The sequence below is a fragment of the Pseudomonas sp. IT-P74 genome (genome assembly GCF_949768175.1).
Lineage (GTDB): Bacteria > Pseudomonadota > Gammaproteobacteria > Pseudomonadales > Pseudomonadaceae > Aquipseudomonas.
In genome coordinates this window covers 60674-81571 of sequence record NZ_CATKQD010000010.1, presented here as the reverse complement: position 1 = coordinate 81571, position 20898 = coordinate 60674, and the positions used below count along the sequence as shown (strand labels likewise).

The following is a 20898-nucleotide window of genomic DNA, read 5'->3' as shown; positions in this document are numbered from 1 at the left end:
TTTGTTTTCCGGTTTAGCCAAAGTGGTCCGTCTAATAATAATTATCATTAACTAAAAAACTGCACACACCATTCTGGAGCGATTCGAGCAATGCAAAGCCTTACTCTGTCCCGCGCACCCTTGGCGTTAGCCATCGAACGGCAAAAGAAATTCCGAACGCTCGTGCCGGGTGCGCTGCTGACCCTGTTGCTGCTGGGTACGTCCCAGGTCGAGGCAGCCCCGGTGAACGTCAATGTGCCGGCTCAGTCGCTGGCCAGCGCATTGCGCCAACTGGGCCAGCAGACCAACCTGCAGATTCTCTACAGCCAGGACATGGTCAACGGCATCAAGTCCACGGCGGTGTCCGGCAACATGGAACCGGAACAGGCACTGAAAACCTTGCTGCTGGGGAGCGGCATCAATTTTCAGTTGAATGGCAACACCGTGTCGCTGGTGCCATCGGCCGGTGACTCCAGTGCACTGCAACTGGGTGCGACTTCCATCACCGGCGTGGCGCTGGGGCCGACCACCGAAGGCACGCACTCCTACACCAGCGATGAAGTGACCATCGGCAAAGGCAACATCAAGCTCAAGGACATCCCGCAGTCGGTGTCCGTCGTCACGCGCCAGCGCATGGACGACCAGAACCTCAACAGCCTGCAGGACGCCATGCGCCAGGTCACCGGTGTGACCATCAAAACCTACAACTCCGGTTCCAGCCTCAACGACGTCTACATGCGTGGCTTCCTCGTCGATCAGGTGCAGGTCGACGGCGTCTCGCAGCCCACCGGCCAGGGCGACATGGCCACCAGTTTCGACCTGGCGATGTACGACCGCATCGAAGTACTGCGCGGCCCGTCGGGCCTGTACCAGGGCGCGGGTGAACCCGGCGGTACGATCAACGTGGTGCGCAAGCGCGCCCTGAGCAAATTCGCCCTCGGTGGCGAACTGGCCGCCGGCTCTTACGATCGCTACCGTTCTTCGGTGGACGTCACCGGCCCGCTGAACGAACAGGGCACCGTGCGCGGTCGTTTCATCACCGCCTACGAGAACAACCAGTCCTTCGTCGACTACGCGCAGAACGAACGCCCGATGGTCTACGGTCGCCTGGAATTCGACCTCGACCCGGCCACCACCCTGTCGGTAGGCGGCGCCTACCAGAAGAACAACTCCACCCCGGCCTTCGGCCTGCCGGCCTACGCCGACGGCTCATTGCTCGACGTACCGCGCTCGACCTTCGTCGACGCCAAGTGGAACACCCTCAACGAAAAAGTCTGGGAATCCTTCGCCGAACTCGACCACGAACTGGACAACGGCGGTCAGTTCAAGACCACCCTGACCTACCGCGACGCCGAAACCCCGGAGCGTAACTTCACCTGGGCCGACGGCGCGGTCGACCCGGCCACCGGTGACAGCTGGGCCGTGGCCTACGACTACTACACCCACATCAAGACCGTCGGCGTCGACAGCTTCGTCACCACGCCGTTCGAATTCGCCGATCGTCGGCACGAGTTCACCGTGGGCGCCGAGTACCAGCATCTGGACAAGGACTTCACCTACGGCGGCGGCGAGTACTTCCCGATCAACGTGTTCGATCCGGGCAGCATCGACATTCCCCGCAACGACTATGCGCACGTCAACGGCAACTGGTCCAAGTCCGATCAGTACGGCGTCTACACCCGCGCCAAGTTCAACGTCACCGACTGGCTCGATGTCATCGGCGGCAGCCGTGTCACCTGGTACGAAAGCGACGCGAAGAACGCCAACGCCTTCTTCAACAACTTCGGCGAAGCCCACACCAGCATCAACCGCAAGGTCGTGCCGTACGGCGCCATCATCGGCAAGATCACCCCTGAACTGTCGACCTACTTCAGCTACACCGGCGTGTTCAAACCGCAGAGTGAAATCGGCACAGACGGCCAGCCGGTCGGCCCGCGCGAAGGCAAGCAGTACGAGATCGGCCTCAAGCGCGAATTCTACGACGGACGCCTGAACGCCAGCGTTGCAGCCTTTCGCATCTACGATGAAAACCGCGCCGAGTACGACAACACCTCCGGTGCCTACATGACCGAAGGCAAGGCCCGCAGCCAGGGTTGGGAAACCGAGCTGAGCGGCAACCTGACCGACAACTGGAGCATCGTCACCGGTTACGCCTTCACCTCCACCAAGTTCCTGGACGGCGATCAGGCCAACAAAGGCAAGACCTTCAGCACCATCACGCCCAAGCACAACTACAACCTGTGGACCAAGTACGAGTTCACCGACGGTGCGCTCAAGGACTTTAGCGTCGGCGGTGGCGTGCGTGTAGTCAGCGACACCTACTACCAGCGTGATGTGAAGTTCAAACAAGGCGGCTATGCCGTGACCTCGGCGCAGGTGGGCTACAAGTTCAACGAACACCTGTCGTCGACACTGACCGCCAACAACCTGTTCGACCGCAAGTACTACGACCGCGTCGATGCCTCCTGGGGCACCAACTTCTACGGCGACCCGCGCACCCTGACCCTGAGCCTGCGCGCGCAGTACTGATGGCCGGCTGACTCCACTTGTAGGAGCGAGCATGCTCGCGATGGTCGTTAACGATAACGCGTGTTTACTGGTTAAACGCAGCGCTCTTGAGTCCATCGCGAGCGAGCTCGCTCCTACAGTAGTGAGCCGGTTCCGTTTTCTGCTTGTGCAGCGGCCCTGAGTTGCTCGGTATCGACGCGGACAAACGTGGAGTCCCCGACAGCGGTCAGGACATCCCCGGCGAAGATCTCGCAGATGACCCGGCTTTTGCGCCCGACCTCGCCCTCGACTCTTGCACGCAGTGTCAGGGGGACACCCATCGGGGTGGGCTTGATGTACTTGATGCCCAGGTTACCGGTGACGCAGGTGATGTGGGGCAAGCTGCCCACCTCGCGTTGCTCTGCCCGGTAGTGATAAGCCATCGCCGCCCAGTTGGAGTGGCAATCGACCAGCATCGCGATCAAACCGCCGTAAACCAGACCCGGCCAGCCGCAGTACTTGTCTTCCGGCAAATGCTCGGCCATGACATGCACCCCGTCTTCATGCCAGAAGCTCTTGATGTGCAGCCCGTGCGGGTTCTGGCTGCCGCAGCCATAACAAACGCCTTCGGGCGCGGCGATGTCTTGAAGTGGAGTGTCCTGCGGGGTCATAGCGTGTTCATCCTTAATACGGGCGGCATCGGGCCGATGTCGATATTACATAGCCGATACGGGATGCGGAAGATAGCTCGGCAGCCCCCTGTCCGTGGCTTAAGGACTATTCCTTCAGGCGTGAAAATTGCTGAACCAGGAATGCGCTCACGGTGGCTGCACAGGCTGCCCATGCACAAGCCACCTGCCAATGCCTGAATGGACCGAGCGTATCGCCCATCAGGAAACCGCTTGAAAGCAAAAACAGAAACAATGCGACGGCTGCCAGGACCAAACGTGGAATCGCCAGCAGCCATCGCCACCAGGCACCGGGTTCGAAGCGCCGCGTAATCCATCGGCTCAACCCGGTCAGCCCCGCCAGCAACGATGCAACGATCACCAGCAGAAGCGGAATGATAACGAGAGCCAGCATCGGCTCGACTTCTCCGCCGTCCTCGCCGGGTGTGTAGAAGTTTTCTGCCCAGATGTCGCTGCACAAGGCGAAGGTCAGATAAATGACTGCGACAGGAGCGATGGGGAATATCAGGCAACCGATGAGGTTTTTTTAAGATCCATCATTGAATCGTCCTTGGTTTTTTCAGACCTTCGTGCGATGAGGGCTCGCATGTCAGCCATCACCCGATCGTGCGGGACATTCGGGCGTGGGTCGTCTATCGAAGCTTGCACCTTGGCGCGGAACCAGCGGTCATGGCTGGCGGCCTGCTCTTCGGTCTGAAGCCCTGAAACGATGGGGGACGGTTCGGCTTTCATTTTGGCCTCCAAAGCCGTTGTCGTCATTGGCAATGATGAATGTCACTGGCTTACCCGGCGTGCGTCGCGTCACATCGTAAGCGCTGTACTTCCGAGGGCCAACCGCAAATTTTCGTAGGACTCTTCCTGCCGACTCCGAGGAATTCAACGCTCTTTGACAAGGCAAAACAGCAGGTTAAAAACCACTCGACAGCGCCTGTTTAAGCGACCTACAGGTTACTTCGTGAAAGCCACAACGCCTTGCGCCGTTGCCTACAGGTACGCCAGAATCCGCCGGCTTGTGCGCCTTGGGGGTCGTCGGTAACTTGATTCCGTCACTGATTTCCAGTGATCGGGTTTAGTAGCCCGATGAGGTTGAACGGTTGCACAAGTTTCATCCAGTCGGACATTCGTCTGCACTTGATGGTGGCTGTGTGCATGGCGCCCTCGGGCGCGCCGGTTCGCTTCCTCACCGGTCTACTAACTTGCGCACAGCCGCCACCCTTTCGTTTAGTAGCGAGATGGTTGTGGGCTCACTACTAGAGGAAGATTTTTATGTTCAAGGTAACTCCAAATCCGCCGGAAACCGACCCGGCCTCCCCTTACGAAAGCCCCGACTCCAAACAATTCCACGAAGCCGCCGAGCGCGCGCTCAATCACTACCTCAACCCGGGCGCCAACATCATGGCCACCCCGCGCACACCCAGCACCATGTTCATCGTGAACCCCGAACTCAGTACCGAAACCCTGCTGGTGCATGCCTGCGAATCGCTGGCGTCGGCCAATGTCATGGCCAACGATCTGGTGGATCATCTGGAGGGGACGAGTCGCCATGCGCTGTTGGGGATTGCGCAGGTGATCATGCTGGGGGAACTGGCGGTGAATCGGGCGCTGGATCGGCTTGATCCACCTTAATTATCCGATTCAGCGCAAAACGAACTGTAGGAGCGAGCCTGCTCGCGATGGCGGTGTGTCAGACACATTGAAGTTGAATGTGCTGCCGCCATCGCGAGCAGGCTCGCTCCTACAAGGGGTACGGTGTCGCTGATCACTACGCTATGCGTCAGGCCAAACTCTCGCCGATCTGCGCCGCCAGTTGCACCAGCATCCCCGGCACTTCCTGGACCATCTCGCCCATGCGCGCAAAGTCGTGGATCATGCCGGCTTTTACCTCCAGCACCACGGGTTGCCCCGCCGCGCGCAGTTTCTCGGCCCAGGCCAGGCCTTCATCGAGCAACGGATCGTACTCGGCCAGCCACAGCACCGTCGGCGCCAGCCCTTGCACGCACTCGGCGTACAGCGGCGAAAAACGCCAGTCGGCACGATCCGCTTCACTGCGTTGGTACTGCTGGTAGAACCACTCCAGCGTGGTGGCTTCCAGCAGGTAGCCTTCGGCGAATCGCTCAAGGGACGGGCGTTTTTTTACCGCGTCGATCACCGGGTACAGCAACACTTGCAGGCGCGGTACCAGCGGCCAGCCCAATGGGGCCTGGGCGATGGCGATGCACAGCGAAGCCACCAGGCTGCCGCCGACGCTGTCCCCGGCCAGCGCAATGCGCCTGGCGTCCAGCCCCAACGCCTTGGCTCCGGTAACGGCCAGCCAGCGCGTCACGTCTTCGGCATCGTTGTAAGCGGTGGGAAACCGGTGTTCTGGCGCCAACCGATAATCGGCCGACAACACGGCAAACTCCCCCGCCAGCGCCAGGCGCCGGCACAGGGTGTCGTGGGAATCGAGGCTACCGACCACGTAGCCGCCGCCATGGAAGTACAACAACACCGGGCGCGGTTCGCTGTCCGGTTGCGGTTTGGCGTACAGCCGCGCGTTGAGCACATGCCCGTCCCGCGCAGGAATGCTCACCGCCGTCACCGTCAACGCGCCCGCTGGCGGCGCATCGAGCAGCTGCGAAGTCTGTTCGAACTGCTGCCGCGCTTCTGCGGGGCTCAGCTCATGCATGGGTTGGCTTTTGCCGCTGAGGCGGCCGAACTCGGCCAGCTCTAGAAATCCTTCGATGTCCGGGTGCAGTGCCATGGGCGGTAGTCTCCAAAAATAAAAAGCTCGCCCAATAAACGAACAGTGAGGACCGTTCATTAGGGCGAGCCTGTTTTTGTCGCGGGTAAGCCCTAGATCTGCGCCACCACCTCCCGGCCTAGCGCCGCCACCACGGCGTCCAGGCACTCATCCTGCTGCAGGATATCGAAGTGGCCGGCCATCACCGTTTGCACCTTGCGCACCCGTGGTTGCTGACGCTCCAGGGTCGCGCGTTCGGCCGTCGGGTTGCCATCGGCCCACCAGCAATGCAGTTCGGCTTGCGCAATCGGCAGGCTTTCGACCTGCCGCGACAGCGCCTTCAAGCGCGTGCTGACCATGAACGTCTGGGCCAGTTCGTCGGCGCCGAGCAGCGCGTAACCGCTGGCCTGATCGCTTTGGCCGTCGATCACCGCGCGAATGATCCGCGCCACCGCGTCGTGGTCCCCTGCCGATTCGGTAGTCAACACCCGGGCAATCACCTCGCCATCCATGCCCAAAGTTGCACCGAGGAACTCGGCCAGATCCGTACGCCACTCATCCGGGCTGGCCACGGCATTGGCCTGGGTCGGTACAAAGCTGTCCACCAGACCGACGAATGCCACACGCTGGCCCTGCTGTTCGAACAGGTCACTCACCAGCAACGCCAACGCCCCGCCCAGCGACCAGCCCAACACGTGGTACGGCCCCTGGGGTTGCCGGGCGCGGATTGCCTCGACGTAGTCGGCGGCCATCTGCGCAAGCGAGGTGTCGTGCCATTGCCGGTCGAGCAGCATCCGGCATTGCACGCCGTACACCGTGCGCTCCCCCTCCAGGCGCCGGGCCAGTGGCTCGTAGTCGAACACCGTGCCGAAACCGGCGTGCAGGCAGAACAGCGGCGGCTGAACATTCGCCACCTGGTTGAGCAGCAACAGCGGTTGCGGACTCTGCCGCACGGGCTGTTCATCGACTCCGGACAACCCGGCAATCGTCGGTTTGGCCATCATGTCCCGCAGCTTGAGCTGGAAGTCAGGCTCGTTCAGGGCGCGGACTTTCGAGATCACCTTGAGTGTGCGCAGCGAATCGCCGCCCAACTCGAAGAAGTTGTCGGTGATGCCGACCTTCTCGATACCCAATACCTGCTGCCAGATCTCCGCCAGCGCCCATTCCAGCGGCGTGCGCGGGGCCATGTATTCGCGACCGCTGAAGGCCGGGTCCGGCAGGGCCTTGCGGTCGAGCTTGCCGTTCGGGGTCAGCGGGAAGCGCGACAGCACCACGACCTGCGTCGGCACCATGTAGTCGGGCAGGCTTTCGCGCAATGCCGCCTGGCAACGCGGGCCGAGGCCATCGTCTTGCGCCGCGACCACGTAGCCCACCAGTTGCGGCCCCTGGCCGTTGTCCCGCACCACTACCAACGCATCGTTGACCCCGGCCTGCTCGCGCAAACGGGCTTCGATTTCGCCCAATTCGATGCGGAAGCCGCGCACCTTGACCTGATGGTCGATGCGCCCGACGTAATCGAACACGCCATCTTCGCGCCGGCGCACCAGGTCGCCGGTGCGGTACAGGCGCCCGCCCTCGGCGCTGAACGGGTCGGCGACGAAGCGCTCGGCAGACTGCCACGGGTGACGGTGGTAGCCGCGCGCGACACCCCGTCCGCCGATATACAGCTCGCCGACCATGCCCACCGGCAACGGGTTGAGGTCCATGTCCAGCACGTGCAGGCTGCGGGCGCCGACGCGTTGGCCAATCGGCGCGTACATCGCCTGGCAGTGGCCGTCGGCGGCGATTTTCCACAGCAACGGCGTGACCACGGTTTCCGTCGGACCGTAGCCGTTGACCAAGTATTGTGGCTTGAGGGTGTGCTTGACCCGTTCGAAGGTGGCGTCCGGCACCGCATCGCCACCGAAGCAATAGATGCGCACCGGCGGCGGATCGCCGCCCTGCAGTTCGGCGTGCTCGGCCAGTTGCAGCAGGTACGCCGGCGGGAAGCAGGCGACGCTGATGCGCTGGCGGTGCAGCACCGCCAGGGTCTGTTCGGCGGTCCACAGGGTTTTGTCGCGGATCACCAGGGTCGAGCCGCTGATCAGCGCGGTGATCCAGCGTTCATGGGCACCGTCGAAGGCGAACGACATGAAATGCAGTTCGCGATTGTCCGGGTCCATCTCGTACAGCTCGGCGATGGCTTGCACGTGCATGCTCAGCGGCCCGTGGGACACGGCGACGCTTTTCGGCTTACCGGTGGAGCCCGAGGTGTAGATCAGGTAGGCCAATTGCTCGGCGTGCACGGAACACGAAGGCAGCGTCACATCGACATCAAGGTTCAAGCGATCCACGGCGACCATCGTTGTGCCCGGATTGAGTTGTGCGCTATCGCGCAGCCGCTCCTGGGTCAGCAGCAGACGCATGTCGCTGTCGGCCATCATGTAGCGCAGGCGTTCCTGCGGGTATTGCGGGTCCAGCGGCACATAGGCGGCACCGCACTTCATCACCGCCAGCAGCGACACCACCAGCTCCAGCGAGCGCTCCATGAACACGCCGATCACGTCTTCGGCCTGCACGCCCCGTTCCAGCAGATGCACCGCCAAAGCGTCGGAGCGACGGTCCAGCTCGGCGTAGCTCAACTGCTCGGCGTCACGCTCGGCATGACTGAGCACCAGCGCCGTGTGCTCCGGTTGCAGTCGCGCACGCTGGCGGATCAGCTCGTGCACCGGCGTCTCGCCCCCCTCGGCCATCACCGGCAGCTCGCCGTCCAGCGCCCGGCCTTCGTCCAGGGTCAGCAGGCCCAGCTCACCGACGGCGCGCCCGGCGTCGTCGCACAGACGCAGCATCAGGCTTTCCATGTGGCCGCGCAGGACTTCGACGGTGGCCAGATCGAACTGGTCGCGCTGGTGCATGTACTCAATGCGCAGCCCTTCGTCGAGGCTGACCATCAGGTCCATGGCGAAGCTGGTCAGGCCGAAGTCGGAGACGTCTTCGAAGCGCAGCGAGTCGCCGTTCCACTCGCGCAGGGTGCGGTCCACCGGCTGGTTTTCGAAGACGATGATGCTGTCGAACAACGACTGCCCGCCCTGCCCGGCCCAGCGCTGGATATCGCTGAGCGGGGTTTGCTGGAAGTCGCGGATGTCGAGGTTGTAGGCCTGGATATCGCGCAGCCAATCGCCGACGCTGGTTTCGGTCGGCACCGTGCTGACCACCGGCAAGGTGTTGATGAACAGCCCGAGCATGTTCTCCGAGCCGTTGAGGGTTTCCGGGCGGCCGGACACGGTGGCGCCGAAGGTCACCGTGCGCTGGCCGGTGTAGCGCTGCAACAGCAGCAGCCATGCGGCTTGCACCAGGGTGTTGAGGGTCACTTGCTGTTGCTGGGCAAAGGCCTGCAGACCCGCGGTCTGCCCGGCACTCAGGTGCGTGTAGATCGCGTGATAACCGGCTTGCGGCGCCTTGACCGACAAGGCGCGGGCCATGTGGGTGGCGCCTTCCAGGTTGCTCAGTTTGCCTTTCCAGAACGCCTCGCTGGCCTCGGCGGCTTGCTGGCCGAGCCAATGGATGTAGTCACGATAAGCGGCCACCGGTTCGTGCTCATCACCGCTGTAATGACGCAGCACTTCACCGATCAGGCGCGAAACGCTCCAGCCATCCATGAGGATGTGGTGATAGGTCCAGATCAGGCGATAGCGGTCGTCCTCCAGGCGCACCAACAATAGGCGCAACAAGGGTGCGCGGTTCAACGAGAAGCCACGTTCGCGCTCCTCGAGGGCCAGTTGGCGCACACGCCCGGGCTGATTATCCAGACCACGCCAGTCCAGTTCGGTGAGCAATGACAGCGCATCACGCAGCACCACTTGCAGCGGTTCCCTGTCGCCTTCCCAGAGGAATGCGGTGCGCAGAATCCCGTGACGCCGCGCGGTGTCGGCCCAGGCTTCACGGAAACGCGCGCCATCAACCCCGCGCACGCCCACTTCGATCTGGTTGACGTACAGCCCCGAGTCGCCGTCCTGCACCGAGTGGAACAGCATGCCCTGCTGCATCGGCGACAGCGGATAAACATCCTCGACTTCGTCCGCCGTCAGTTCCAGCGCCTGATATTGCGTGTCACTCAGTTCGATTTTTGCTGTCGGTGCGAACACAGTCGGTACAGCTTGATCCTCCCCGACCGGTTGAGCGACCGAGGCCAGTTCGGCGATGGTCGGATGGCTGAACACATCCTTGGGTGAAATGCTCAACCCGGCCTTGCGTGCGCGACTGACGGCCTGAATCGAGACGATGGAATCACCGCCCAGTTCGAAGAAATTGTCCTGCATACCAATCTGCGGCACTTCGAACAACGCCTGCCACACCGCTTGCAATGTCGCCTCCACGGCATTGCGCGGCGCCACGTACTCGCGCACCTGCTGGTCTGGCTGTGGCAGCGCGCGGCGGTCGAGTTTGCCGTTGGGTGTCACCGGCAACTGATCGAGCAGCAACAGATGACTCGACTGCATGTGCTCGGGCAACGCGTTGCGCAGGTGTTGTTTGAGTGGCTCAAGGTCGGCATCGCCGATGACGTAAGCCACCAGTTGTTTGGACTTGCCGACATCGAGGGCAATGACCACCGCTTCGCGCACGGACGGATGTTCCAGCAGGCAGGCTTCGATTTCCCCCAGCTCGATGCGCAGGCCGCGGATCTTCACTTGATGGTCGATGCGCCCGACGTAATCGATTACGCCGTCCTCGCGGTAACGCGCCAGGTCGCCGGTGCGGTACAGGCGCTCGCCCTGTAAACCGAACGGGCTGGCGACAAAGCGCTCGGCGGTCAGGCCCGGACGGTTGTGGTAACCACGGGCCAGGCCGATGCCGCCCAGGTACAGCTCACCCACGCAACCTTGCACTTGCGGTTGCAGGCTGTCGTCGAGGATGTAGGTCACCAGGTTGGCAATCGGATAACCGATCGGGACGCTGACGGCGCCGTCGTCGACACAGGTCCAGTGGGTCACGTCGATGGCCGCTTCGGTCGGGCCGTACAGGTTGTACAGGCCAACGTTCGGCAGCACGCGGAACAGGCTGTGCTGCAAGTCTGCCGACAGGGCTTCGCCGCTGCACAGGATCTGCCGCAGGCTGGCGCAACGCTCGAAGCCTTCTCCCTGGACAAACGCCTGCAACATCGACGGCACGAAATGCAGGGTGCTGACCCGGTACTGCTCGATCAGGCTGACCAGTTGCGCCGGATCGCGATGGGCACCCGGTGCGGCCACGGCCAGGCGTGCGCCGGTCATCAATGGCCAGAAAAACTCCCAGACCGACACGTCGAAACTGAACGGGGTTTTCTGCAACACGGTGTCGCGCCCGTCCAGTGGATAAGCGCCCTGCATCCACGCCAGGCGGTTGTACAAGGCATCGTGACGGTTGGCCGCGCCCTTGGGTTTGCCGGTGGAGCCGGAGGTGTAAATCATGTAGGCCAGCGATTGCAGCTCGACCGCGCAGGGCAGGTTTTCTTCGCTGCGGCCTTCGAGCAACGGCGCCATGTCGTCCAGGCAGATCGCGGTGGTGGCGGCTGGAATCGGCAACTGCTGCAGCAAATGCCGTTGGGTCAGCAGCAGGTGTACGCCGCTGTCTTTGAACATGTGTTCCAGGCGTTCGCGCGGGTAGTCCGGGTCCAGCGGTACATAGGCGCCACCGGCCTTCATGATCGCCAGCAGGCCGATCACCAACTCCAGCGAACGCTCGGCGGCAATGCCCACCAGCACTTCGGCGCCGACGCCCTGGCTGCGCAGGTAGTGCGCCAGCCGGTTGGCCTGTTGGTTGAGCTCGCGATAGCTGAGGGTCTGGCCGGCAAACACCAGGGCCGGGGCCTGCGGGGTTTGCAGCGCCTGGGCTTCGAAGCACTGGTAGACCGGGCGCACATCCGGCCAGGCCTGCGCGGTGCGGTTGAAGCCTTCGACCTGCTGCGCCGTTTGTTCGGCATCGAGCAGGCTCAGGCGCCCCAATGGCTGCTGTGGCGCACGGACCATGGCATCGAGCAACGCCAGCAGACGTGCGCTCAAGCCTTCGATGGCTTCGGCGCTGAACAGCGCCGTGTCGTAGTTGAAACGCAAGTCCAGGCATTCACCCAGCTCGGCGGCGATGGCCAAGGGGAAGCTGGTCTGGTCGTGGTTACTGATACCGGAGAACTTCAGCGCACTGGCGTTACCCTGCTCCAGCGCTTGCGCCACCGGGTAGTTTTCGAACACCAGCAGTGTGTCGAACAGCGCCTCGCCAGAATGACCGGCCCAGCGCTGCACATCTGCCAGCGGCGTGTATTCGACTTCGCGTAACCTGAGGTTGAGCGCCTGGACTTCATCGATCCATTGGCTGACCGTGCGCTCGGGGTGCGGTGTGGCGATCACCGGCAAGGTGTTGATGAACAGACCGATCTGCTGCTCGATGCCTTGCAACTCGCTCGGACGCCCCGACACTGTGGCGCCGAACGCCACAGTCTGCTGCCCGGTGTAGCGCTGCAACAGCAACAGCCACGCCGCTTGCAGCAGAGTGTTGGGCGTGACGCGGGCCTGACGGGCAAAGCCGCTCAGGCGTTCGGTGGCCGCGCGGTCCAGGCTCAGGTGCAGGGTGCGATGAGCATCGCTCTGCCCTGCAACCGGTCCTGGCAAGGCGCCGGCCAAACGGGTCGGCTCGGTGAACGACTGCAATTGCTCCAGCCAGAACGCTTCGCATGTGGCGCGATCACGGCTGCCCAGCCAGGTCATGTAATCGCGATATCCGCCAACGACTGGCGCCGGTATGACACCGGAGTAGCGTTGCAGCACTTCGCCGAACAACTGCGAGGTACTCCAGCCGTCCAGCAGGATGTGGTGATTGGTGAAGATCAGGTGATGGCGGTCAGCGGCGGTCTGCACCAACGTCAGGCGCAGCAACGGCGCCACCGTCAGGTCGAAACCGCGCAAACGGTCGTCCTCCGCCAGGCGATCCAGCGCTTCGGTCACCTTGGTTTGATCGCGCCAGTCGAGCACAGTCAGCGGCAGCGTGGCGTCGGCGAGGATCACTTGCAGCGGCCGCGAGCCGTTGCTTTCACTGAAGAACGCCGCGCGCAGCACTTCATGGCGCTGCAGCGTCTGTTGCCAGGCATCGCGGAACGCCTCGACGTCGAGACCCTGCACATCCACGCGCATCTGCGGGATGTAGGCCCCGGCATCCGGGGCGAACAGGCTGTGGAACAGCATGCCTTGCTGCATCGGCGACAGCGGCAGGATGTCTTCGATCCGGCTGGCCGCCAGCGGCAAGGCATCCAGCTGCGCCTGATCGACGCGCACCAGCGGCACATCGCTCGGGGTCAGGCCGCCGGCACCGCTCAGGCAATGTTCGATCAGCTGTTGCAGTTCCAGGGCGTAGGCATCGGCCAGACGCTGCACGGTCTGCGGGTTGAACACGTCACCGCTGAAGGTCCAGCTCAGGCGCAATTGCCCGGCGTAGACCTGGCCGTTGATGCTCAGCCCCCGGTCCAGTTCGGCCGATGCGCCCTGCTCGGCGCCACCGTTTTCCTTGGCCGGGCGCCACGGCGCCTGCTCGTCGAAGCTGGCGTCGAACTGGCCCATGTAGTTGAAGGTGACTTGCGGTGACGGCAGATCCTCAAGGCCGGCGTCGGCCAGATAGCGCAGGATGCCGAAGCCGATGCCTTTGTCGGGCACGGCGCGCAGCTGTTCCTTGACCACTTTGATGCTGCCGGCCAGATCAGTGGCCGGAGTGAGTTTCACCGGAAAAATCGAGGTGAACCAGCCCAGGGTGCGAGTGAGGTCGATGTCGTCGAACAGGTCCTCACGACCATGGCCTTCCAGTTTCACCAGGGTCGACGGCTGATCGGTCCATCGGCCCAGCACTCGCGCCAGCGCCGTCAGCAACAGGTCGTTGACCTGGGTGCGGTAAGCCGCTGGAGCATCTTGCAGCAATTGCCGGGTCAAGGTGCTGTCGAGCAGCGTTTCCACGCTCACGGCGTGCTGGCTGGCCAGGCTGCCCTGGGGGTTTTCGGCGGACAGTTCAACTTGCACGTCGCGGTACTGGTCTTGCCAGTAACTGGCCTGGCTGGCCAATACAGCACTTTGCGCATGGGATTGCAGGCGAGCGGCCCAGGTCTGATAGGCGCTGGTTTTCGCTGGTAGACGCAGGGGTTGGGCTTGCTGCGCCTGCTGGTAGGCCGTTTGCAAATCTTCCAGCAGCAACCGCCAGGACACGCCGTCCACCGCCAGGTGATGCACTACCAGCAGCAGGCGCTGGCCCGCCGCGCCCATGTCCACCAGCAAGGCGCGCAACAGCGGGCCGTCCTGCAGATTCAGGCTGGCTTGCGCGGCGTTGCACAGCTCAAGCAATTCATCGGCATTGGCGGCCTGGCGCTGCCACAGCACCTCGGCGCTGTTCCACTGCTCGGCTTGAGCCTGCTGCCAGACGCCGTCGACATTGCGCAAACGCAGGCGCAATGCATCGTGATGCTCCACTAACGCGGCCAAGGCCTGTTGCAGGTTGGCGCTGTCCAGTGGTTCACGCAGTTCCAACAGCAGCGACTGGTTCCAGTGATGACGGGCTTCGATGTCCTGCTCGAAGAACCAGTGCTGGATCGGCGTCAGCAGCACCTCGCCACGCACCGGCCCCTGGTCGATGAGCAACCCGGCGCTGCGTACCGCGACCTTCGCCAGGCTCTGCACGGTCTGGTGCTGGAACAGGTCCCGGGGGGTGATGCGAATCCCGGCCTGACGCGCACGGCTGACCACCTGGATCGAGATGATCGAGTCGCCGCCCAGCTCAAAGAAGTTGTCGTCGATGCCTACGCGCTCGAGCTTGAGCACGTCCTGCCAGATCGCCGCCAATTCGGTTTGCAGCGCATCCATCGGTGCCGTGTAAGCCTGCTGCGCCAGCGCCGCGTCAGGCTTGGGCAATGCACCGCGATCCAGCTTGCCGTTGCCGGTCAGCGGCCATCGGTCGAGTTTGATCAGATGCGCCGGCACCATGTATTCCGGCAGACCGGCCTGCAAATGTTCGCGCAGGGACTGACGCAAATCGCTGTCGTCGCCGGTCGCGGTGAACCATGCGACCAGTTGCGGGCTGCCATTGACCTCGGGCGCCAGCACCAGCGCCTGCTCGATGACCGGATGACTTTGCAGGCGATCCTGGATTTCCCCCAGTTCGATGCGGAAGCCACGGATCTTCACTTGATGGTCGATACGCCCGGCGTACTCGATGCTGCCATCGGCGCAATACCGCGCCAGATCGCCGGTGCGGTACAGCCGCGCGCCCGACTCGGTGGCGAAAAGGTCCGGGACAAACCGCGTGGCGGTCAGGTCGGCACGCTGGTGATAACCGCGAGCAAGGCCAGCACCGCCGACGTACAACTCACCGACGCAACCCTTGGCCACCGGGTTCAGGCGCGGGTCGAGCACGTACCAGCGCAGATCAGCGATCGGCTCGCCCAGCGGCGAGCTGTTGGCGCCGTCGAGGTCGGCGCGGGACAGCGGTCGGTAGGTCACGTGCACCGTGGTTTCGGTGATGCCGTACATGTTGATCAGCAACGGCTGCCGGTCGTCGAAGGCGTCGTACCACGGACGCAGGCTGGCCACGTCCAGCGCCTCGCCGCCGAACACTACATAACGCAGGGACAGGTTTTGCGCATTGGCGCAGGCGAACGGCATCAACTGGCGGAAGGCCGACGGCGTCTGGTTCAGCACAGTGACGCGCTCGTCGCTGAGCAAACGGGCGAAGTCTTCCGGGGAGCGGCTGACCGCATGCGGCACCACCACCAGTTTGCCGCCGTAGAACAACGCACCAAAGATTTCCCACACGGAAAAGTCGAAGGCATAGGAATGGAACAGGCTCCAGACATCGTCGGCGTTGAAACCGAACCAGTGTTGCGTGGCACTGAACAGGCGCGTCAGGTTGCCGTGGGGCAGCAGCGTGCCTTTCGGTTTGCCGGTGGAGCCGGAGGTGTAGATGACGTAGGCCAGGTTCGCTGGCGCGGTCAGGTTCGGCAGGTTGTCGGCACTGGCTTCAAACAGCCAGTCGCTGGCGTGATCGAGGCAGATCACTTCGATCTGTTCGTTCAAAGGCAGGCGCGGCAACAGCGCGGAATCGGTCAGCAACAGGTACGTACCGCTGTCGGCGAGCATGTAGGCCAGGCGATCCTGCGGATATTGCGGGTCCAGCGGCACGTAGGCGCCACCGGCCTTGAGGATCGCCAGCAGGCTGACGATCATCTCCAGCGAACGCTCCAGGGCGATGCCCACCAACACGTCCGGGCCGACGCCGCGCTCGCGCAGACGGTGGGCGATACGGTTGGCGCGGCGGTTCAGTTCGGCGTAAGTGAGGGTGACGCCGTCGCAGGTCACGGCGATGTTGTTCGGGTGCGCGGCAGCCTGGGCTTCGATCAGTTGATGGGCGCACAGCAGGTTCGCCTGATCGCTGGTCAACCCGGCAGTGCGATTCCAGTCGAGCAAGGTCGCCTGCTGCTCGGCGGCGTCGAGCATGCACAAGTCCGCCAGGGCAACCGTGCTGTCAGTGCAAATCGCCTGCAACAGGTTCAGCCAATGCCGGCCGAGGCGCTCGATGGTCGAGGCGTCGAACAGTTCGGTGGCGTAGACGAACGACGCGCGGATGCCCTCGTCGCCCTCGACGGTGTCGAGCATCAGGTCGAACTTGGTGGTTTTTTCATCCCAGATCAGCGGTTCGACGTTCAGCCCCGGCAGGTCCCAGCGTTGCGGGCCGCCACTGTCGCGCTGGTGGTTGAACATCACCTGGAACAGCGGCGTGTGGCTCAGGCTGCGTTCCACCCCCAGGCCATCGACCAGTTGCTCGAACGGCAGGTCCTGATGGGCCTGTGCGCCGAGTGCCGCGGCCTTGATCTCGGCCAGCAATTGCCCGAACGGCTGGTCGGCCCGTGGCTGGCTACGCAGGACCTGGGTGTTGACGAAAAAGCCCAGCAGGTTCTCGACGTCCTGGCGAGTGCGGTTGGCAATCGGCACGCCGACGCGGATGTCCTGTTCGCCGCTGTAGCGGTGCAACAGCGTTTGCAATGCCGCCATCAGCAGCATGAACAAGGTGCAGCCTTCGCGGCGGGCAAGATCCCGCAGTTGGGCGGTCAACGCAGTGGAGATTTCCAGCTCGACGCTGGCCCCCTTCTGGCTCGGGATCGCCGGGCGACGACGGTCGGTCGGCAGGTTCAGTGGCGGATGCTCGTGCCCCAACTGTTCGCGCCAGTAATTGAACTGGCGTTCGGCCTCGCCTGCCTCAAGCCACAGGCGCTGCCAGCGGGCGAAGTCGGCGTACTGGATGCCCAACTCCGGCAGCTGCGCAGACTGCCCGGTACTGAACTGCGCATAGAGCCGGGTGAACTCCTGCAACAGGATCGGCAGCGAGCCGCCGTCGGTGACGATGTGGTGGAAGGTCAGCACCAGCACATGTTGCTGCGCATCGAGGCGGATCAAGCGGCAGCGCATCAACGGACCGCTGTGCAGATCGAATGGCTGCTCGGCGTTCAGGGCGATCTGCCGTTGCAGTTCGGCCTCGTCGCCAGCGCTGACTTCCACCAGCGGCGCATCCATCCATGGGTGAATCTTTTGCAGCACTTGCTGCTCATCGAAGACGAAGGTGGTGCGCAGTACTTCGTGACGCTGTACCAGCGCGTCCAGGGTTTGCGCCAGCGCCTCAGGGTTCAGCTCACCGCTCAGGCGGAAGGCACCGGTCAGGTTGTAGGCAGTGGCCTGGGGCTGCATCTGCCAGAGGAACCACAAGCGCTGCTGCGCGTAGGACGCCGGCAGCGTGTCGACGGCGCGGTCCCGTGGCGGGATCGGCAGCAGTTCCAGGGTCAGCCCCTGGGCATGCATCTTCTGTTGCAACGCACGCCGGGCGTCCGCGCTCAAGCCGCAGAAACGCTGGGCCAGGGTCATCATTCTGTCCGGTGCGGCACTCATCGCGCGTGTTCCTCATCCACTTCGTCAAACAACGCTTCAAGGGCGTCTACATCGTTTTCTTTGTGTTCACTGTGCTGGTGTAACTGCTCGATTTCCGCCGCCAGTCGCTCCAGGGTGTCACCGTCGAAAAACAGCTTGAGCGGGATCGCCAGGTTCAGTTCTTCCTGAATCCGCGCACGAATGCGCGTGGCCAGCAGCGAGTGCCCGCCGAGTTCGAAGAAGTTGTCGTGCACACCGACGCGCTCGACCTGCAGCGCTTCGACCCAGATCGCCGCCAGGGTCTTTTCCAGGTCGTTGCGCGGCGCGACAAAGACGCGGCGGCGCACATCGAGATCGAACAAGGCCTGGCGATTGAGTTTGCCGTTGGGCATCAGCGGGAAACGCTCCAGCACCTGCAAGCGCGCCGGCTGCATGTGCTCGGGCAGCGCCTCGGCCAGATGGCTGCGCAATTCGTTGAGGCGGATCTCGGCGGTGTCGGCCGGGGACACCACGAAGCCCAGCAGTTGCGGACCGGTCGGGGTTTCGTGGGCAATCACGGCGGCGTCCTCGATGCCCGGCGCGTTGCGCATGGCCGACTCGATTTCCCCCAGCTCAATGCGGAAGCCGCGGATTTTCACTTGATGGTCGACCCGGCCCAGATACTCCAGCACGCCATCGGCGCGATAGCGCGCCAGGTCGCCGGTGCGATACAGACGCTGGCCCGCCGCCTTCGCGAACAGGTCGGGGACAAAACGCTCGGCCGTCAGCGTGGCCCGTTGCAGATAACCCCGGGCGATGCCGGCGCCACCGACATACAGCTCGCCTTCGACGCCCACGGCCACCGGTTGCAGGTCCGGACCGAGCACGTGGAGGCGCATGCCGGCAATCGGCTGGCCGATCGGGATGCTGTCATCGTCCTGGTCAAGCGGCAGTTCCCAGGCCGAACACCACACGGTGCCTTCGGTCGGGCCGTATTCGTTGACCAGCGCCACCCCCGGCAATGCCTCGCGATGTCGCTGCACCAGTGCGTTGCCGCAGGCTTCGCCAGCGACGATCACACAGGCCAGTGCCTGCTGGTCGAGTTGCTCGAGAATCTGCGCGTGGTAGGACGGCAGGGTCAGGTAGTGGGATATCTCTTCGCGCTGGATCAACTCGGCCAGTCGGGCCGGATCCTTGTAGTTGTCTTCGTCCGGCAGGCACAGGGTCGCGCCCTGCCCCAGCGCCCAGAAAACCCCGGCCACCGAGCTGTCGAAGGAGAACGACGAGAGCATCAGGAATGCGCGCAGTGGCTGGCGATAAAACGCCGTACGCGCCAGGGTCGAGGCCACGGCGTTGGCATGACTGATCATCACGCCCTTGGGCTTGCCGGTGGAACCGGAGGTGTAGATGACGTAGGCCAGGTTGGCGCTGTCGCCCTGAGGCGCAGGTTCGGATTGCGCGGCGGACCAGACTTCAGCCCCCGGCATCAGGGAAACCACACGCTCACTGTGCAACGCGTCTGGCAGCGGCTGGCAGGCCAGTACCTGGCGCGCGCCGGTGTCGGCGAGCATGAACGCCAGGCGCTCGATCGGGTAGTTCGGGTCCAGTGGCAGGTACGCAGCGCCAGCCTTGAGCGTGCCCAACAGGGCGATAACCATCTCCAGAGAACGTTGACCGTAGACCGCAACGATTTCATCCGCCGCCACCTCTTGGGCGCGCAAGGTATTGGCCACTTGGTTGGAGTGCGCATCCAGTTCGGCATAGGTCAGGCGCTGGCCGTTGACACTCAGGGCGATGCGTTGCGGATGCAGGCGCGCCTGTTCACTGAACAACTCGTGCAGGAACTGGCACGGCAAAACCTGCTCGGTGGCGTTCGGATTGAAGCCTTCGATCAGACGGGTCCGCTGCGCGGCACTGACCAGATCAGCCCCGGCCAGGGTCAGTTCGGGCGACGCCAACAGTTGCCGACTGAACTCGGCAAACTGCCCCAGCCACTCGGCCAGCATCGATTCAGGCAACGCACCGTCGAGACACGACAACTGCAACTGATCGCCCAGCACTCGCAAGCGCAGGACTTCCGGGTTGCCGTCGTCCACCTCGATTGCGGCCTCTTCGCCAGCCTGATGGACGAAGCCGTAACGCAGCGGCGCGGTGCCTTCGGTGCTCAATTCAAATTCATTGAGGCAATCGAGCCACGACAGCGACTGTTCGACGCTGGCGGCAAAGGTTGCCAAGGCTTGCGCCAGAGTCTGCTGGCTGCGGTATTCGAAGGCCACCGGCAAACGCCGGGCGAAACGCCCGAGGGTGGCGGCGGTCTGCTCGTTGCGACCGTCCACCTGCCAGCCGATCAGGCCTTTTTCCTGTTGGCCGATGCGCGCCACGAATGCGCTCCACAGCAGTAACGCGACCTGAGGTGCCTCGACGTTCGACTCATCAGCCAGTCGTTGTACCCCGGCGTACCAGGTGGCATCGCTGAGCGTGACCTGACGGCGAGCCAGGGACACTTCAACGGTTTTTTCGAACGGCAAACGGTGGGCCACGGCGAACTGCTGTTGCAGGTTGCGCCAGAACGCGGCGCCCTGGTGGCCGATGTCTTCTTCGCGCAGTTCTTCCTGCCAGGCGCTGTAGTCCAGGTATTGCAGCGCGTCCTCGTCTTCGACCAGGGTTTCGCCGCGCAACAGACTGGCAAGCTCGGCCGAGAGTACCCGCAGCGAGGCCTCGTCGAAGCTGCACGCTGGGGTCAGCAGGGTGATGAAAGACTGCCCTGCCTGGTCTTCAACCTGCGCCACCACCAGCGCCTTGCTCGAATCTTCAACCATGACTTCACGGCTGCGGCTCAAGGCCTCGTCCAGCGAAGGCTGGTTGCCCAGCAACGTGACCGGCAAGGCATCGCACAGGCTTTGCACCGGCCACTTCATGCCCGGCAGGCGGCGGTACAGCGTGCGCAGGATTTCATGGCGCCGACCGAGGGTTTCCAGTGCCGTGCGCAACGCCAGGGCGTCCACTGGCCGGGCGACCGGCAACGTCAGCGCGGCGAATAGCGGCCGAGCGCCCAGCGCCTGGGCACGCAAATAAAAGGCCTGCTGGGCCGAAGTCTGGAATACGTCTACCGAAGGTTCGAGGGCGGTGGTGTTCATGTCGGATGTCC

8 protein-coding genes are annotated in these 20898 nt (G+C 63.4%); 2 read left to right on the top strand and 6 right to left on the bottom strand.

The genetic code is table 11. The features are described from left to right. Window positions 1-90 precede the first annotated feature (90 nt). Window positions 91-2508: a TonB-dependent siderophore receptor gene (locus tag ACM6J5_RS08565; RefSeq protein WP_414928191.1), complete on the top strand. Its 2418-nt coding sequence runs from the start codon at window positions 91-93 to the stop codon at window positions 2506-2508. A gap of 113 nt (window positions 2509-2621) precedes the next feature. Here ACM6J5_RS08565 and ACM6J5_RS08560 read toward each other — a convergent pair whose 3' ends face one another. The 3 genes from ACM6J5_RS08560 to ACM6J5_RS08550 all read right to left on the bottom strand — a co-directional run bounded on the left by ACM6J5_RS08560 (window position 2622) and on the right by ACM6J5_RS08550 (window position 3887). Beyond that, the gene (locus ACM6J5_RS08560) at window positions 2622-3137 is read right to left on the bottom strand and encodes a PaaI family thioesterase (protein ID WP_095942530.1); all 516 of its coding nucleotides are present in this window, start codon (window positions 3135-3137) and stop codon (window positions 2622-2624) included. Between the two features lie 106 nt (window positions 3138-3243). Beyond that, window positions 3244-3615, bottom strand: a complete 372-nt coding sequence (locus ACM6J5_RS08555) for a hypothetical protein (protein ID WP_414928190.1) — start codon at window positions 3613-3615, stop codon at window positions 3244-3246. A gap of 44 nt (window positions 3616-3659) precedes the next feature. Then, entirely contained in the window at window positions 3660-3887 is a 228-nt protein-coding gene (locus ACM6J5_RS08550; RefSeq protein WP_414928189.1) for an antitoxin, read from the bottom strand. Window positions 3888-4421: 534 nt separating this feature from the next. Here ACM6J5_RS08550 and ACM6J5_RS08545 point away from each other — a divergent pair. Further along, window positions 4422-4781: a DUF6124 family protein gene (locus tag ACM6J5_RS08545; RefSeq protein ID WP_095942529.1), complete on the top strand. Its 360-nt coding sequence runs from the start codon at window positions 4422-4424 to the stop codon at window positions 4779-4781. Between the two features lie 148 nt (window positions 4782-4929). On the opposite strand, the gene ACM6J5_RS08540 is transcribed toward ACM6J5_RS08545, so the two are convergent. The 3 genes from ACM6J5_RS08540 to ACM6J5_RS08530 all read right to left on the bottom strand — a co-directional run bounded on the left by ACM6J5_RS08540 (window position 4930) and on the right by ACM6J5_RS08530 (window position 20887). Next, window positions 4930-5895, bottom strand: a complete 966-nt coding sequence (locus tag ACM6J5_RS08540) for an alpha/beta hydrolase (protein WP_414928188.1) — start codon at window positions 5893-5895, stop codon at window positions 4930-4932. Between the two features lie 92 nt (window positions 5896-5987). Further along, complete coding sequence (locus ACM6J5_RS08535; RefSeq protein ID WP_414928187.1) at window positions 5988-17792, bottom strand: amino acid adenylation domain-containing protein; 11805 nt, start codon at window positions 17790-17792, stop codon at window positions 5988-5990. After that, window positions 17789-20887, bottom strand: coding sequence for a non-ribosomal peptide synthetase (locus tag ACM6J5_RS08530; RefSeq protein WP_414928186.1), 3099 nt, complete (start codon window positions 20885-20887; stop codon window positions 17789-17791). The genes ACM6J5_RS08535 and ACM6J5_RS08530 overlap by 4 nt, the downstream gene beginning before the upstream one ends. Window positions 20888-20898 lie beyond the last annotated feature (11 nt).